Source organism: Pseudomonas duriflava (assembly GCF_007830155.1).
Classification (GTDB): domain Bacteria; phylum Pseudomonadota; class Gammaproteobacteria; order Pseudomonadales; family Pseudomonadaceae; genus Chryseomonas; species Chryseomonas duriflava.
In genome coordinates, this window is record NZ_VLKY01000026.1 from 15,625 (window position 1) to 31,421 (window position 15,797).

Consider the following 15,797-nt stretch of genomic DNA (forward strand, 5'->3'; position numbering starts at 1 on the left):
CTCACAGCTCTATAGGCAACAGCCGTGTACCCCTTTGCTGCACCGGTTTGGGGCCCTTAAACAGGAAATGTAACGATTTTGCACAAAAATGGATATTTATAAATATATCCAATAAAGGGTTATGTGTCTGAACAAGTGCCACTGACTTGAATGCAAGCTGCATAAGAGTGGGTTGCGTGAAACGATCCATCATCAATTTCAAAAGTGGCACGATGACTGCTAGATAAAACGTACTAAAACTAAATATGTACATTTTATGGAGCATTCATGGTCAAAATGGATTGCCGAGACGGCTTGGCATTAGCCGAGGCGTATGCTGCTGGAGCAAGTGATCCGGTACAAGTTTTCGAGTCCGCTCTCGCCAATACGAGTCAGACCCCGCATGCGTTCATCTCACTTATCGAAAGTCGCGGTCGGCGTGAAGCAGAGGCTTCCTATGCCCGATGGAAGGCAGGTCAGCCGTTGTCGTCTTTGGATGGCGTACCGATTGCTTGGAAAGACCTTTTTGATATCGCCGGTACGGTAACTACTGCAGGTGCCGAAATTCGCCGTAGTGCTAGACCTGCGACTCGTGATGCTGCAATAGTGCAGTGCCTAGCGCGAGCAGGCATGGTCACCTTTGGCAAGACCAATCTTAGCGAATTTGCCTACTCAGGCCTTGGTCTGAATCCTCATTTCGGAACGCCGAAAAATGTACATGCGGCTAGTGAGGCACGAATTCCGGGTGGTTCTTCATCTGGATCCGGGGTCGTAGTCGCAGCGGGTATCGTGCCGATTGCCATGGGGACAGATACGGCTGGCTCGATTCGCATTCCCGCTGCGCTCAATGGTGTCGTAGGCTACCGGAGCAGCCGTAGTCGTTACCCTCTGGACGGAGTGTTTCCGCTTGGCCGGTCACTCGATACTTCAGGACCATTGACCCGCAGCGTGCGTGACGCAATTGCACTTGATTGTTTATTAACGGGCCGCTCCCTTGTGCTACAACTTGGCTCCATGCAAGGCCTGCGGTTACGTATTGATCCAGAAACCTTGAACGATCTGCGCATAGAGCAGGCCGTACGGGACAATTTTGAACATAGTCTGGAGGTCCTCGCCCGAAATGGGGTCCGGATTGAGCGCCGGTCGCTCAAAGCCTGGCAGGATACCTTGAGCCTAATTGAATGCGATGGTTGGCTAGGAGCGGCTGAAGCGTTCACCCTTCATGAAGAACTCCTCAACAGCCCTGAGGCCGAGCAGCTGGATCCGCGTGTACGCACACGGCTGGAAAAGTCTCGGTATTTTCCAGCAAGTCGGCAAATCCGTCTCGAGATCGCCCGGGAGGCTCTTCAAACTCGAATCGCAGCTGAACTCGATGGTGCTTTGCTAGTTACACCGACCGTAAGCCATGTGGCGCCATTACTAACGTCCCTAGAGGCTGATGATGATCATTTCGCCGCAATCAATCTAGCCACGCTTCGGCTGACCATGCCTGGCAGTCTGCTTGATATGCCCAGCGTCACATTACCCAATGGCTTTGATACCCAAGGCTTGCCGACAGGCCTGCAGCTTTCACTTCCTAAGGGAGCAGACGAAGCCTTGTTACGTATCGCTTTAGCGGTTGAAGCCCAGCTGAACACGCACTAATCCCATTTTTACGAGACGAGCGTGGGGCCCGGCCCTGCTTATCTCTGCTAACTCCGGGTTAGGAGGTCTTCTCAAATGGCAAAGGAAATATTGGTCTCGATTGGTGTGGACGTAGACGCCGTAGCAGGCTGGCTGGGCTCATACGGCGGCGAAGATTCGCCGGATGATATCTCGCGCGGTTTATTTGCCGGTGAGGTAGGAACACCGCGTTTGCTCAAGCTGTTCAAGAAATATGATCTGCGCACCACGTGGTTCATTCCAGGGCATTCGGCCGAAACCTTTCCCGAACAGATGAAAGCAGTAGCTGAGGCCGGCCACGAAATCGGTATTCACGGTTATAGCCATGAAAACCCTATTGCCATGACGCCCGAACAGGAAGAGGCCGTGCTTGACAAGAGTATCGAGCTTATTACTCGGTTGGCTGGCAAGCGACCGACAGGTTATGTCGCGCCCTGGTGGGAGTTCAGCCGGGTTACTAACGAACTGCTGCTTAAAAAAGGCATTAAGTACGACCACAGTCTAATGCACAACGACTTTATGCCCTATTACGTCCGGGTAGGCGACAGCTGGACCAAGATCGACTATAGCGCGGAGCCGGAGAGCTGGATGAAGCCTCTGGTGCGTGGTCAGGAAACCGACCTGGTGGAGATTCCTGCCAACTGGTACCTCGACGATCTGCCGCCCATGATGTTTATCAAAAAGTCCCCAAACAGTCATGGTTTCGTAAACCCCCGACATATTGAAGAAATGTGGCGTGATCAGTTCGATTGGGTCTATCGCGAAATGGACTACGCCGTATTTCCCATCACTATCCATCCGGATGTTTCTGGACGACCACAGGTACTGCTAATGCTTGAGCGCCTGATTGAGCATTTCAAAGGGCATGCAGGGGTTCGCTTCGTAACCATGGATGAAATAGCAGATGACTTTATCAAGCGCCAACCGCGCCAAGGCTGACCTTTTTCCTTCTTTTGAGTAAACCGACATGAATGTACATGCCGATACCATGTTTCACTCAACGCCTGCATCTGCCTGGAAACCACAGCATCTAACCTCGGGGGATGTGAAGTACGCTACCTGGATTGCTTTTTTTGCCTGGGTATTTGCCGTCTACGATTTCATCTTGTTTGGCACCTTACTGCCGGTTATGGGTAGTCACTACACATGGAGTGAAGCTGAACAGGCCGGGATAGCGACCTGGGTGGCGGTAGGGGGGGCCGTGGTAGCATTCGCCATCGGTCCGGTCGTGGACCGTATTGGTCGGCGAGGCGGCATTATGCTTACCATTGGTGGCGCTGCACTGTGCTCATTGTTAACTGCAGTCTGTGCAGGAATGGGCAAGGGAGCGCTGATTGGCGTGCGTTCCGTGGCAGGGTTGGGCTATGCGGAAGAAGGCGTCAATGCTACCTATCTAACTGAAATATATGCGGCTTCGGATGATCCCAAGCTCATCAAGCGTCGAGGTTTCATATACAGCCTTGTACAAAGTGGCTGGCCGGTAGGCGCACTGATCGCTGCCGGGTTGACGGCAGTATTGCTGCCTTCCATTGGATGGCAGGGATGTTTTGTATTCGCTGCCGTACCCGCCTTCGTCATTGCTGTGCTTGCCCGCAAACTCAAGGAAAGCCCGCAATTCCAGGTGCACTTGCGTATAGCTCAATTACGTAGAGCAGGACAGGACAGCGAAGCACGAAGCTTGGCGCGTGAATACCATATTGATTATGACGAACATGCCAAGGCTGGTGTAGCTGCAGCTTTTCGCGGTGCAGCACTGCGTCCGACTGTAGTCTTGAGTTTGGCTATTCTGCTCAACTGGTCGGCTATTCAGGTATTTAGCGTGCTTGGCACCTCGGTGATTGTCAGCGTTCATCACCTGTCGTTCGAAAACTCACTATGGATACTGGTGCTTTCCAATCTAGTGGGTTTCATTGGCTATCTTTTCCACGGCTGGCTAGGGGATCGTATCGGTCGGCGTAATACAGTAGCCCTAGGTTGGATGTGTGGCGGCCTGGCATTTGCTGCGATGTTACAGGCACCGAGCGAGCTGGTGCCTGTGGTGGCACTGTATAGCCTTGGTTTGTTTTTTCTGACAGGGCCTTATTCGGCCATGCTGTTTTTCATGGGCGAGAGCTTTCCAACGAGCATTCGTGCTACGGGTGGTGCCATTGTACATGCCATGGGTCCGGTGGGGGCAATCCTGGCTGGGCTGGGGATCACGAGTGTTCTGGGTACAGGCGGACAATGGCACAGCGCTGCGCTGTGGTTCGGTGCGCTGCCCTGTTTTCTTTCTGGTGTCGTGATGTGGGCTGCCCGCCACGTTGAGCCCACTAGTGTCAAATAGTCCGGAGCGGCCATGACTTCTGATTCTTCTCTTCCCGTTGCCCTGATCACTGGTGCTGCTAGCGGCATTGGCCAGGCACTAGCCATTGCCTATGCCCAACACGGCGTCCGCGTCGTTGGTGGCTACTTTACGGGCGATACCCATGACCATACGGTTACGGAACGCTTGGTTTCTGAAGCCGGCGGTAACTGTCTAATGATGCCGGTTGATGTTACCGATAGCGATTCGGTCGAAGCTGCTGCTAGCGCCGCCGTCGACTACTTTGGTCGCTTGGATTACGCCATCGCTAACGCAGGCCTCTTGCGTGCGTCGCCTTTATTGGAGATGACCGACACGCGCTGGAACGAGATGCTCAATGTTGATCTTACCGGCGTAATGCGCACATTCCGTGCGGCATCCCGGCATATGGGCGAAGGTGCTGCAATGGTTGCCATCTCATCCATTGCTGGAGGTGTTTATGGCTGGCAGGAGCATGCGCATTATGCTGCCGCCAAGGCTGGTGTACCCGGACTGTGCCGTTCACTAGCCGTTGAGCTGGCGCCACGTGGCATACGTTGTAATGCAGTTATTCCAGGGCTGATCGAAACACCGCAATCGCTAGATGCCAGGAACTCGCTCGGACCAGAAGGGTTGGCCAAAGCCGCCCGCGTCATTCCTCTCGGGCGTGTTGGGCGAGCCGATGAAGTCGCCAAGCTGGTGCGCTACCTGACCAGTACCGACGCAAGCTACATCACAGGTCAGAGCATCATTATTGATGGTGGCCTGACTGTGCGCTGGCCTGAGTAATAACCATGCAAGGAAGTCCCATGATATTTTCTCTTAAAGGTCGCCGTGCGTTGGTAACCGGTGCCGCTAGTGGTATCGGGGCAGCTATTGCTCAAGCCTATGCCAATGCTGGCGCACAGCTAATTCTGGCTGATCGTGATGCAACGCGGCTGAGTACTGCAGCTGATACGTGTCGAGCGCTTGGTGCTGAAGTTGTAGAGTGTGTGGCTGATGTTGGCTGTCACGAAGGTGCCCAAGCGGGTATCGATACATGTATCGAGGCTTTTGGCGGCATTGATATCCTGGTTAATAATGCTGGCATGTTGACTCAAGCGGCTTGCGTGGATCTTACGCAAGCCATGTGGGACGACATGCTGCGAGTTGACCTGACTAGCGTATTTGTTGCCAGTCAGCGTGCCTTACCCCATATGCTGGGTCAGCGCTGGGGACGTATCATCAACATTGCGTCACAATTAGGTATCAAGGGCGGTGCAGAGCTAACGCATTACGCAGCGGCTAAAGCCGGTGTTATTGGCTTCACCAAGTCGCTAGCACTGGAAGTCGGTAAGAGCAATGTGCTGGTTAATGCTATCGCCCCTGGACCAATTGAAACCCCTCTAGTGGACGGCATCAGTCAGGACTGGAAGATTGCCAAAGCCAAGGAGTTGCCGTTAGGCCGTTTTGGGCGGCCCGACGAGGTGGCGCCTGTGGCAGTTCTCCTAGCGTCCGACCCTGGCGGCAACCTCTTTGTTGGCCAGACATTAGGACCGAATTCAGGTGATGTAATGCCTTAGCTCTTTGAGTAATGGTGTTGTGCCCAATACCATCTTGCCCTGTACTTGATGGCAGGATGGCCTGACAGTCTTGTTCGTACAGCATAGATCCAGGTTGCCTGTGATCTTGCTGTCAACAAGCCCTATAGCACTTGAGGATCGTACATGTGTGGACTCTGTGGCCTGCTGGGCGAGGACGCTCACTGGACCGACCCCTTAGGTAATGATCTGCCCAGACGCCGTGAGCGGCTGCGCCGCATCAAGGCGATCAATCTAGTTATCGCGCCCTTTCGTTTAAGTGTGGCGGATTTCCAAGGCGCTTCCTATCTCGTTCAAGGGCCAACCGGCCGACAGGAAATGGCTAATGGACTAGAGCAGCTCTGGCATCAGGCTGAGTCTATTCTCGGACGCGCACTGGACCCGCTAGACACCCAACTACTTGATCATCTTGAGGCCCAGCCATGAGCTTGCTGGTTAATGTCATCACCGGCTTTCTTGGCAGCGGTAAGACAACGTTGCTCAAACGTCTGCTAGCCAATGAGCAATTGGGCGACACGGCATTACTGATCAACGAGTTTGGTGAAGTTGGCATTGATAATCTGCTAGTGGAAGAGGTTGCGCCAGGAACTGTCTTATTACCTGGCGGTTGCGTCTGCTGCACAGTGCGTGGGGACCTCAAGGATGCGCTTCTTGGCCTACATGACAGACGTAGTCGAGGCGAGATTCCAGCATTTCGCCGCGTTCTGCTGGAGACCACTGGCTTGGCCGATCCTGCTCCTATCCTGGCGACTCTAAATCAAGACCTGCAGCTACGTAGACGCTTCCATTTAGGTTTGCTAGTTACCGTTGTAGATGCGCAGCATGCCGAAAGTCAGGCACGCCTGCATCCCGAGTGGCTAGGGCAAGTCACTGCAGCTGATCGCCTGTTAATTAGTAAGGCCGATGTTGTGTCAATGGCTGTTGTAAATGACTTGAAAGAACGGCTCAATTTGCTTAATCCTTCTGCTTCTCAGGCCATGGTTACTGATATAACCAGTGGTGATGACCTACTACTTGGCGAAGGTGTTCAGGGCGCTCAAGCGGTAGAGGAGGTGAGACGTTGGAAACTGTTCGCTCCGGTCAGGGAGAGTCGGCATAGTATTGCCCAAGTTTGCTGCCTGGAGTTCGATAAGCCTTTAAACTGGATTGCCTTCGGAGTCTGGCTATCCATGCTGTTAAGATGCCATGGCGAACGTATCCTGCGAGTCAAGGGCATTCTCGACGTGATTGATTCTCCACAACCAATCGTTATACATGGAGTGCAGCATTGTCTGCATACGCCAGTCCATCTCTCGACATGGCCGGAAGGACCGCAATACTCACGGGTGGTATTCATCGTTCGCGATCTTGACATCGATCTGTTACGTCGATCGTTTAACGCTTTTTTGCGACGGTTAGGGCAGGTGGCATGACTACGCCTATCACGTTGCGAGTGCTCGGGACGTCTGTTACGTTGTTGGAATCTATCCGCTGCCGTGCGGAGGATGAGTTAGGCATCCGGCTGGTCTATCAGATCCATGATGTACAAACTGCCCAGCGGATCGCTGTTATGCAGCCCGACAGCTATGATCTCTATGATCAATGGTTTCACAATGTAGATTTTGTTTGGCCTGCACGTGCAATTCAGCCTATTGATACACGCCGTATAGCGCTGTGGGAAGAAATCAACGATCTTCCTAAGCGTGGTCGTTTGCAGCCCACGGATCGGCTGGCCGCAGGTAGCCTGCCATGCGATAGACTCTTCGTACAATATGACGGCAGTTTAGGTAGCCAGCCTACCGAGCATATCAGTATGCTGCCGCTAACTCATAACGCTGACAGTTTTGTCTATCGCCCTGAGCGGCTCCCGAATTCGCTGAGCCAGGAACAGGAGAGTTGGGCCTGGTTGATTGACGAACAATGGTGTGGGCATATTGCTTTGCAGAGCGATGCGGCCATCGGGGCGTTAGACGCGGCCTTGGCTCTGCAAGCAGCTGGTCTTACGCAGTTCAATGATATTGGTAACTTGCGTCTGAGTGAAATTGACCAACTGGCAGAGCTTCTAATTCAAAAGCAGCGTCATGGCCATTTTGCTGCCTTTTGGTCCGACGACCGCCATGCGGGCGAATTGATGCTCAATCCTAATATCGACATCCAGAGTCTTTGGTCGCCCATGCTGATGCAATTGCATCGCGCCGGTATTCAGTATCGGGTTGCTGTGCCGAAAGAAGGTTATCGCGCTTGGTTTGGTGGGCTATCTCTCTCTCGCTGCGCTGAAGGTCTCGTACGCGATGCTGCCTATGCGTATCTAAACTGGTGGTTATCCGGCTGGCCTGGGGCAGTGATGGCTCGCCAGGGCTTCTACATCTCTAACCCCCCACGTGCTCGTGATCACCTGACGCCCGCCGAATGGGATTATTGGTACGCTGGCAAGCCCGCCCGTGAAGAACTCCCCGGCAGTGATGGACTCCCTCTGATCGACCTTGGCGCTAGTCGTGAAGGTGGCTCGTATGCCGAGCGTATGGGACATATTGGCGTTTGGAACTCAGTCATGGACGAGCACAACTACCTGGTACGGCGCTGGAGTGACTTTTTACGTTCAAACCCGAGGGGTTCTAGTTTCCCATCTGTTCAAACGTTATAAGTTCAGCCTACATAGTAAAGCGGCAAAAGTATCTTCGATCACAACATCAGGGGCGGCCTTAACGCGCTTAGCGCCGCGAGCTACTAGACCATCCTCCGATAGAGGTCTATACCATAGACCCTTTCTCTCCTCTCTCCGGGACCTAACCCTGTTATTCCTGCCATAGATCATGGCAGCTACGCCAGCATTGATACTAGGTTATAGGTCCTCAGCCTGATCGTAAATGACTATGCACAATCTATAATCTCATTTACTAGGTCCATGCAATATCCCAACACAGGCGACCGGTCCCCGAGGCGTCGGCTAATAATGATAGGGGAGACTGCATCCTTCTCGGACAGCGGCACATAAGTGATATCTGTGTGGTGCAGTCTTTGTACTGAAGAAGGTACTAACGTAATACCGATCCCAGCAGCGACCAGTCCGATAGCAGTCTGTAGTTCGTTAGCTAACTGTGTGACTCGTATGTTCAAACCATGACGAGCGAACAAGGCCAGCACATGATCCGCATAACTAGGACGTGGATTGCCTGGATAAAGGATAAACGGTTCCTGAGCAAGCATTGCCAGGCTTAGCGTCCCTTGTAAAAGGGGGTGGCCACTGGGTAAAGCAGCAACCAAAGGGTCATTTCGTATCACCTTTTGCTCAATAGCAGGGTCTTCAATATGAATACGCCCAAAGCCAATATCAATACGGCCAGCCTTGAGTGCCTCGACCTGTTGCAGGGTGGTCATTTCCGACAGGCCTAGTTCAATATCCACATCACTCCTGAGGCGGCGAATCAAATCAGGCAGAGCCCCATAAAGGGTGGAGGGAGCAAATCCTATTCCAAACCAGCGCCTTTCGCTTTGGCCAATACGTCGAGTGCTATCGCAGACATGTTCGAGCTGCTGCAAAAGCTGAGTCGAATGCTCATAGAAAAATCGGCCAGCCTCAGTCAGGCGCAATGGCCGTGCCCGCTCGATCAGTGAGACACCAAGCAGGTCTTCCAACTGTTGAATCTGTCGGCTCAAAGGCGGCTGCGCAATGTGCAGCCGTTCCGCAGCGCGGGTGAAGTTCAGGGTTTCTGCAACCACTTGAAAATAACGTAAATGCCTCAGCTCCATGATACCTCCTAAGTATCGAACTAGATCGAATTCATATTGGACGCTAAATTTATCGCAGTTCAAGATCATCCAAAACAAGTCTAAACTTTTTGGATATCGAATAATGGAACGCGCGATAGAAAGTCTTGATGCAATCCTGATTGATCTTCCTACCATTCGGCCTCACAAGCTGGCCATGCACACCATGAAGGGACAAACGCTGGTTATTGTTCGTTTGCGGTGTCGTGATGGTATCGAAGGGCTCGGTGAGGCTACGACTATTGGCGGGCTCAGTTATGGTATGGAGAGCCCTGAAAGTATCAAGCAGAACCTTGATACTTACTTTGCACCGCTGCTAATCGGTCAGGATGCTGGCAATATTAACGCCATCATGCACCGCATTGAGCGCTCCGTTCGTGGCAATACCTTTGCCAAGTCTGCAGTCGAGACGGCTTTGCTGGATGCTCAAGGTAAACGCTTAGGTATTCCAATAAGCGAGGTCTTGGGCGGCCGCCTCCGGGATCGGCTGTCAGTGGCCTGGACCTTGGCCAGTGGCGATACAGGCAAGGATATTGAAGAAGCTGAGCACATGCTGGAGATACGCCGCCACCGTATTTTCAAACTCAAGATTGGTGCAGGTGAGGTTCACAAGGATATTGCTCACGTAGCTGCAATCAAGCGAGCCCTTGGGGATCGCGCCAGCGTCCGAGTGGATGTGAACCAAGCCTGGAGTGAGTCCGTTGCGATTACTGCCTGCAAGGCGTTGGGCGACGCTGGCATCGATCTTGTTGAGCAACCGATTCCACGACATGATCCATTGGCGCTAGCGCGTGTCAGTGCCCGAAGTCCTATTCCAATCATGGCTGACGAAGCGATTGAGAGCGTTGAAGATGCATTCGGGCTAGCACGAAGTGCTGCTGCACCCATTTTTGCCCTAAAGATTGCTAAGAACGGGGGCCCGCGTGCTGTGCTACGTACTGCGGCTATCGCGCAGGCAGCGGGCATAGGCCTCTACGGAGGCACTATGCTAGAGGGCGGAATAGGCACAATGGCTTCGGCTCAAGCATTCGTTACTCTTCCACAGCTCAGCTGGGATACGGAGCTCTTCGGACCTTTATTATTAACAGAAGAAATTCTGGCGACCCCCTTGATATATCAAGACTTCCACTTAGAGGTTCCCAATCTTCCTGGCCTTGGCCTGACCCTAGACGAAGAGCGCTTTGCGTATTTCCGTCGTGATCGATCCCATACCACTGTTTCCCTGCGCTAAATGGAGGAGAGTGCCATGCTGTTCCACGTAAAAATGACTGTAAAACTACCTAACGACATGGATCCATCCAAAGCTGCACAGCTAAAGGCAGATGAAAAAGAGCTGGCTCAGCGCCTGCAGCAGGAAGGCAAGTGGCGGCATCTCTGGCGCATTGCTGGACACTATGCCAATTACAGCGTATTCGACGTCGCAAGCGTTGAGGAGCTGCACGACACGCTCATGCAGCTGCCGCTGTTTCCTTACATGGATATTGAGATTGACGGGCTGTGCCGTCATCCCTCATCAATCCACGGCGACGATCGCTAAAAGCATTAAATGGCTAATCTTTTTAACAAGAACAATATGAGGTGAATAACATGACCGTGAAGATTTCGGATACTGCAGAAATCCAATCCTTCTTTGAGAAAGCAGCCGGTTACGATAATGACAACGGTAGTCCCCGTCTAAAGCGCATCATGGTGCGCGTCCTTCAGGAAACAGCAAAGATCATTGAAGATCTTGATATCACTGATGATGAGTTTTGGACGGCAGTTGATTACCTGAACCGATTAGGTGCCCGTGGTGAGGCAGGTTTGCTGGTGGCTGGCCTGGGCATAGAACACTTTCTTGATCTACTCAATGATGCTAGAGATGAGGCACTTGGCCTCGCTGGCGGGACACCCCGTACTATTGAGGGGCCATTGTATGTAGCTGGTGCGCCCATTGTTCAGGGTGAAGCACGAATGGACGATGGAAGTGAAGACGATATAGCCACTGTAATGTTTCTTGAAGGTACTGTCCTAGATTTAGATGGCAAACCAATTCCAGGTGCTACGGTCGATCTTTGGCATGCAAATACCAAAGGTAACTATTCTTACTTTGACCAAACTCAGAGTGAATATAACCTACGCAGACGCATCCTTACTGACGCTAACGGCCGCTACCGTGCTCGAAGCATTGTTCCAAGTGGCTATGGTTGTGATCCCAAGGGACCAACCCAAGAATGCCTCGATCAACTCGGTCGTCATGGTCAACGTCCAGCGCATATTCATTTCTTTATCTCAGCCCCTGGCTATCGTCATCTAACCACACAGATAAACCTGTCTGATGATAAATACCTATGGGATGACTTTGCCTATGCTACCCGAGAGGGCTTAATCGGCGAGATCCGGTTTGTTGAAGATGAAGCAGCAGCTGCCAGCCGAGGGATCAAGGGGCGCTTCGCAGAGCTTGAATTCAACTTCCAGCTTCAGAAAGCAACCGAGCCTAACTTGGAAAAGCGGAGCCAGCGCCCGCGCGCGCTGCAAACCGTATAAAGTCTATTAAAGCGGTAGACTACAGCAGATTACACCTGCTGTAGTCTTGTCCTAGACACAGCACATTCCTGAAACCATTTCACTTATCAGGAAGAGTCAGCTTCCGTCAGAGGATGAAAATAACAGCGGAGCACCGATGAAAAGATCTGATATGACGCAACCAGTAAGAACGTAACGATCACAAAATAAAAATCGTCACTCCTCATAATGCTCAATAGGAGCTTCAGCACTTATACAAGAATATCTGACTATTTCCGATTAGAATATTAATCGGAAATAGTCAGATATTCCTGAGCCGCTTCGCCTAATCCCTAAAAAATCAAATCGGTAAGGATCCTTTAACGACTCACGTACTAGGTCTGACTGTACCTTGGGTAAACTTCGCTTGAAATTAGTAATAGCCTGGCCAAAACGCTCATACAGATTGGTTTCGATCTGCATCGCCAGGGTATCTACATGACGAGTTATGCTTAATGGACATAAAGGCACACCAACGCCCGGCCTCATTGGTCTTGAATTTGTCCAGGAGCGTGAGCTGGTGGTCCCAAGGTAATTGTGCAAGCACTTCTTGCACGAAATGGTTTATCTGGCCAGGCCTGAGCGAAGGTCCGCATGTATTTGAGATTGCGTGGCGAAAAAACCTTCATCTCTAGAAATGTATTGCGTAAATCATATGCTAAGCGGTCAATGACCTTAGCGCCCAGCCTTCGTTAGCCTGACGCTCAAGGATCTCGCAGCCGAATCAGTCATTGGGAATTCCTAATCAGTCGAATAAGGCGCTCTCGACTTGTAATACTAAGCTATCTTAGGACACCCATTCGGGATGAGAGAAATCACAAGGTATCAAGAATTCCTTGATAGAAGCGCAATCCTGACTTCGCATAACAATGATTATGTTAAATATTAAGTAACCACAAGGATACAATAGAAGTACGAGTTTCTATTTTGACCTATAGATTAGGCCACAACTATGTGCAATCCCAACGTAATAAACATAATAGAAGCAGTTCATCTATAGAAGAAGATCTAGGCAAGGGTGTTGAGGCCTGCTGAGTATCAAGCTAATGACTTAACAGATTGTTTAGCAGATGTTCGGTAACGTAGTACTACATGGGCAAATAAGCCAAAGATCAGACCCCAGAATGCTGCTGATAGCCCTAAGAAAGACATCCCTGACGCCGTAACAAGAAACGTGATCAGAGCCGCTTCCCTATCAGCAGGATCATCCATGGCACTGCTGAGAGAACTGCCAATGGCCGAGAGCAAGGCCAGTCCCGCCAGGGTAGCAATCATCGCTTTGGGAAAAGCACCAAACAACGACACTACAGTTGTCCCGAAAATGCCCAGCACCAGATACAACACCCCGCCCGACACACCTGCTATATAACGGCGTGACGGTTCGATATGCGCCTCGCGACCAGTACAGATCGCGGCGGTAATGGCGGCCAGGTTAAGCCCATGGCAGGCAAAGGGTGCTAGCAGCAAGGACGTGGCGGCACTGCCTGCGATGATCGGCCTCGCCGGGGTTTGGTAGCCGTCGTTACGCAATACAGCCATACCTGGTAAAAACTGCCCGCTCAACGCTACCAATACCAAAGGCAAGGCGATATTTAGGGTAGCCTGCCATGTGAAGGTAGGTGCGGTGAATACCGGTACAGCTAGGTCCAGCACCAGTGCCTGAGGGTTGAACTCACCGGTGATCAATACCGTGATAGTGCCAACCACCAGCACAGCGGGTACGGCATAGCGCGGCAATAAACGGCGCCCAAGCAGGTAAGTGACAAACATAGTCACTACCAGCAGCGGCTGAGTCTTGACTGAGCGAAACAGTTCAACGCCGAAACTGAACAAAATACCGGCCAGCATGGCGGCGGAAATGGCGGCTGGTAACCGACTGACGATGCGGTCGAACGAGCCGGACAACCCCACAATCAAAATGAGCGTATTGGCTACCAGGTACGCTCCTATGGCCTCGTTGAAGCTGACCGTAGGCAATAAGGAGACCAACAAGGCCGAGCCTGGGGCCGACCAGGCGATAATGACCGGCACCCGGTAATACAAGCTCAGCACAATGCCCAACACTCCACTACCCAGCGAGATCGCCAACACCCAGGACGACAGCACATCAGCCCCAAGACCAGCACTGTGAGCGGCCTGAAATACAATTACCAGGGGACCAGCGTAGGAGATGACCGTAGCGATGAGGCCTGCCACGAGGGCCGACACAGAGCAGTCCTTGAGTAGTGAACTCATGATACCTCGCAAGGCGGTTCGAATAACGAAGCAGACTGCCGATGCGTAGGAGGCACCGGCAGCCTGGAGGTCAGGTACGTGAATCAGCCAGGCTCGGTTTGGCTATGGGTGGCATAGCTCGCGGTTCACGCTGCAAGAACACAAAGCACATGGCCAATGCTGCGATGGCGCCGGGAACGGCAAAGACTATGAAGTTGTAGTGCAATGGCAATTCCATCCCTACCAGCGCACCGCCCAGAAGCGGACCGACGATCGCTCCTATGCGCCCGATGCCTGAAGCCCAACCAAGTCCTGTAGAGCGGATCGTTAACGGATAGAACTGTGCAACGCAGGCATAAGCCAGGATTTGCGTACCAATGGTTGTCGCCCCGGCAATAGCGATCAGTCCATAGAGCACGCCGGTCGGGCTCTTGAATCCGAGCAGGCTGATGGATATGGCTGCAATTACAAAAAAGGTTACCAGTACCCGCTGCAGATTCATCCGGTCACCCAACCAGCCGCCGCCTACAGCACCAAAGATAGCTCCGACATTGAGTACCAGCAGAAACGCAAGGCTTGAGCTCAGTCCATATCCGGCACTGTTCATTAGCTTAGGCAGCCAGGAGTTAAGCGCATAAACCATCAACAGACAGCAAAAGAACGCAATCCAAAGCATGACGGTGCTGACTGCCCGGCCATCCCTAAACAACTCGAACACTGGAGTGCCCTGACTTTTACCGATCGGCATCTGGAACTGATCATCCAAGGCCGGGACATAGCGAGGCTCAATGCGATGCAGGATATGCGCAGCGGTGTCGGTACGCCCCTGCCGCAGCAGAAAGCCTACCGACTCTGGCAGAAAGCGCAGAATCAGCGGTAACAGCAGCAAAGGAATGATGGCGATGTAAAACACTATCTGCCAACCAAAACGCGGTAGTAGCACGATGCCTAATCCAGCCGACAGCATGCCGCCCACCGAATAGCCGCTGAACATGATCGCTACCAACGTGCTGCGCAGCCGCTTGGGTGAGTACTCTGTCATTAGCGCTACTACGTTTGGCATTACACCGCCGATACCCAACCCGGCAATGAAGCGGCAGATCCCAAACTCCAGCGGGTTACGTGCAAAACCATTAAGAACAGTAAAGCCGCTGAACAGGATCACACACGTCATGATCGATCGTTTTCGTCCGATCCGATCGGACAACGGCCCGAATATAAGGGCACCAAACATCATCCCAAACAGCGCATAACTGCCTAGCGACCCGGCCTGCAGCGGCGTGAGCCCCCACTCCTTCATCAGAACTGGCAGCACGACTCCATAGATTACCAAGTCGTAGCCATCAAAGATGATGATCAGAGCGCACCAGAACAATACCCGCCAGTGAAAGCGACCAAAGCGTGCATTATCAAGAAGCGGTTGTACAGCGATCGTACTCATAGCGAACTCCTTTTATTCTTTTTGTCGGAAGCGATGTCGCGGAGTGCTGGATCGAACCCTAACCGAGGTCGCCTCCACCCACCGGCAAAGTGACACCGGTGATATAAGAGGCTTCGTCCGAAGCCAGGAACAAAATCACTGCAGCCTGCTCGTCGAGCGTGCCGTAACGCTTCATGAGGCTGCTCTGTACCGTCTGATCGACAATCTGCTGATACCACGCTTGTTCTTGCGTGCTCATGGGATTGGTATTGCGAGGAACACGCCGGGGCGGCGCTTCGGTGCCACCGGGCGCGACGGCGTTGATACGGAT

At 52.4% G+C, this 15,797-nt stretch carries 16 protein-coding genes; 11 read left to right on the top strand and 5 right to left on the bottom strand.

From position 1 onward, the window contains the following. The first annotated feature begins 267 nt into the window (after positions 1–267). From IQ22_RS21365 to IQ22_RS21400, 8 genes are all read left to right on the top strand, one after another. Positions 268–1,623, top strand: coding sequence for an amidase (locus IQ22_RS21365; RefSeq protein WP_145145808.1), 1,356 nt, complete (start codon positions 268–270; stop codon positions 1,621–1,623). Positions 1,624–1,698: 75 nt separating this feature from the next. Continuing rightward, positions 1,699–2,580, top strand: coding sequence for a polysaccharide deacetylase family protein (locus tag IQ22_RS21370; RefSeq protein WP_145145810.1), 882 nt, complete (start codon positions 1,699–1,701; stop codon positions 2,578–2,580). 28 nt (positions 2,581–2,608) lie between these two features. After that, positions 2,609–3,964 (top strand): MFS transporter, encoded by a 1,356-nt coding sequence (locus tag IQ22_RS21375; protein WP_145145812.1) that lies wholly within the window; start codon positions 2,609–2,611, stop codon positions 3,962–3,964. A 12-nt stretch (positions 3,965–3,976) separates the two neighbouring features. Then, positions 3,977–4,750, top strand: coding sequence for an SDR family NAD(P)-dependent oxidoreductase (locus tag IQ22_RS21380; protein WP_145145814.1), 774 nt, complete (start codon positions 3,977–3,979; stop codon positions 4,748–4,750). Between the two features lie 20 nt (positions 4,751–4,770). Then, a complete protein-coding gene (locus tag IQ22_RS21385; protein WP_167654200.1) occupies positions 4,771–5,523 on the top strand; it encodes an SDR family NAD(P)-dependent oxidoreductase in 753 nt (250 codons plus the stop codon). Positions 5,524–5,667: 144 nt separating this feature from the next. Further along, positions 5,668–5,967, top strand: coding sequence for a hypothetical protein (locus tag IQ22_RS21390; RefSeq protein ID WP_145145816.1), 300 nt, complete (start codon positions 5,668–5,670; stop codon positions 5,965–5,967). Beyond that, positions 5,964–6,953, top strand: coding sequence for a CobW family GTP-binding protein (locus IQ22_RS21395; protein ID WP_145145818.1), 990 nt, complete (start codon positions 5,964–5,966; stop codon positions 6,951–6,953). Before IQ22_RS21390 ends, IQ22_RS21395 begins: the two co-directional genes overlap by 4 nt. Further along, on the top strand, positions 6,950–8,164 hold the full coding sequence (locus IQ22_RS21400; RefSeq protein ID WP_145145820.1) for an ABC transporter substrate-binding protein: 1,215 nt from the start codon (positions 6,950–6,952) through the stop codon (positions 8,162–8,164). The genes IQ22_RS21395 and IQ22_RS21400 overlap by 4 nt, the downstream gene beginning before the upstream one ends. Positions 8,165–8,391: 227 nt before the next feature. On the opposite strand, the gene IQ22_RS21405 is transcribed toward IQ22_RS21400, so the two are convergent. Then, positions 8,392–9,270 (bottom strand): LysR family transcriptional regulator, encoded by an 879-nt coding sequence (locus IQ22_RS21405; protein ID WP_145145822.1) that lies wholly within the window; start codon positions 9,268–9,270, stop codon positions 8,392–8,394. A 100-nt stretch (positions 9,271–9,370) separates the two neighbouring features. Here IQ22_RS21405 and IQ22_RS21410 point away from each other — a divergent pair, with 100 nt between their 5' ends. From IQ22_RS21410 to catA, 3 genes are read left to right on the top strand one after another with little or no spacing between them, the layout of a single operon-like run. Further along, entirely contained in the window at positions 9,371–10,519 is a 1,149-nt protein-coding gene (locus tag IQ22_RS21410) for a muconate/chloromuconate family cycloisomerase (RefSeq protein WP_280177107.1), read from the top strand. Positions 10,520–10,534: 15 nt separating this feature from the next. Continuing rightward, the gene (catC, locus tag IQ22_RS21415; protein WP_145145826.1) at positions 10,535–10,825 is read left to right on the top strand and encodes a muconolactone Delta-isomerase; all 291 of its coding nucleotides are present in this window, start codon (positions 10,535–10,537) and stop codon (positions 10,823–10,825) included. 50 nt (positions 10,826–10,875) lie between these two features. Next, entirely contained in the window at positions 10,876–11,814 is a 939-nt protein-coding gene (gene catA, locus IQ22_RS21420) for a catechol 1,2-dioxygenase (RefSeq protein WP_145145828.1), read from the top strand. A gap of 503 nt (positions 11,815–12,317) precedes the next feature. Here catA and IQ22_RS23960 read toward each other — a convergent pair. From IQ22_RS23960 to IQ22_RS21440, 4 genes are all read right to left on the bottom strand, one after another. Further along, positions 12,318–12,461: a hypothetical protein gene (locus tag IQ22_RS23960; RefSeq protein ID WP_342212463.1), complete on the bottom strand. Its 144-nt coding sequence runs from the start codon at positions 12,459–12,461 to the stop codon at positions 12,318–12,320. A gap of 409 nt (positions 12,462–12,870) precedes the next feature. Continuing rightward, entirely contained in the window at positions 12,871–14,067 is a 1,197-nt protein-coding gene (locus tag IQ22_RS21430) for a benzoate/H(+) symporter BenE family transporter (RefSeq protein WP_145145830.1), read from the bottom strand. Between the two features lie 70 nt (positions 14,068–14,137). Continuing rightward, complete coding sequence (locus IQ22_RS21435; protein ID WP_145145832.1) at positions 14,138–15,487, bottom strand: MFS transporter; 1,350 nt, start codon at positions 15,485–15,487, stop codon at positions 14,138–14,140. 58 nt (positions 15,488–15,545) lie between these two features. Then, positions 15,546–15,797: SDR family oxidoreductase (locus IQ22_RS21440; RefSeq protein WP_145145834.1), on the bottom strand; the 252-nt coding region annotated here is incomplete at its 5' end.

Coding starts and splice junctions, on each gene's coding strand:
- IQ22_RS21400 (WP_145145820.1), top strand. CDS start 6,950: ATGACTACGCCTATCACGTTGCGAGTGCTCGGGACGTCTGTTACGTTG.
- IQ22_RS21380 (WP_145145814.1), top strand. CDS start 3,977: ATGACTTCTGATTCTTCTCTTCCCGTTGCCCTGATCACTGGTGCTGCT.
- IQ22_RS21370 (WP_145145810.1), top strand. CDS start 1,699: ATGGCAAAGGAAATATTGGTCTCGATTGGTGTGGACGTAGACGCCGTA.
- IQ22_RS21435 (WP_145145832.1), bottom strand. CDS start 15,487: ATGAGTACGATCGCTGTACAACCGCTTCTTGATAATGCACGCTTTGGT.
- IQ22_RS23960 (WP_342212463.1), bottom strand. CDS start 12,461: ATGAAGGTTTTTTCGCCACGCAATCTCAAATACATGCGGACCTTCGCT.
- IQ22_RS21365 (WP_145145808.1), top strand. CDS start 268: ATGGTCAAAATGGATTGCCGAGACGGCTTGGCATTAGCCGAGGCGTAT.
- IQ22_RS21430 (WP_145145830.1), bottom strand. CDS start 14,067: ATGAGTTCACTACTCAAGGACTGCTCTGTGTCGGCCCTCGTGGCAGGC.
- IQ22_RS21395 (WP_145145818.1), top strand. CDS start 5,964: ATGAGCTTGCTGGTTAATGTCATCACCGGCTTTCTTGGCAGCGGTAAG.
- IQ22_RS21385 (WP_167654200.1), top strand. CDS start 4,771: ATGATATTTTCTCTTAAAGGTCGCCGTGCGTTGGTAACCGGTGCCGCT.
- IQ22_RS21390 (WP_145145816.1), top strand. CDS start 5,668: ATGTGTGGACTCTGTGGCCTGCTGGGCGAGGACGCTCACTGGACCGAC.
- IQ22_RS21375 (WP_145145812.1), top strand. CDS start 2,609: ATGAATGTACATGCCGATACCATGTTTCACTCAACGCCTGCATCTGCC.
- IQ22_RS21405 (WP_145145822.1), bottom strand. CDS start 9,270: ATGGAGCTGAGGCATTTACGTTATTTTCAAGTGGTTGCAGAAACCCTG.
- catC (WP_145145826.1), top strand. CDS start 10,535: ATGCTGTTCCACGTAAAAATGACTGTAAAACTACCTAACGACATGGAT.
- catA (WP_145145828.1), top strand. CDS start 10,876: ATGACCGTGAAGATTTCGGATACTGCAGAAATCCAATCCTTCTTTGAG.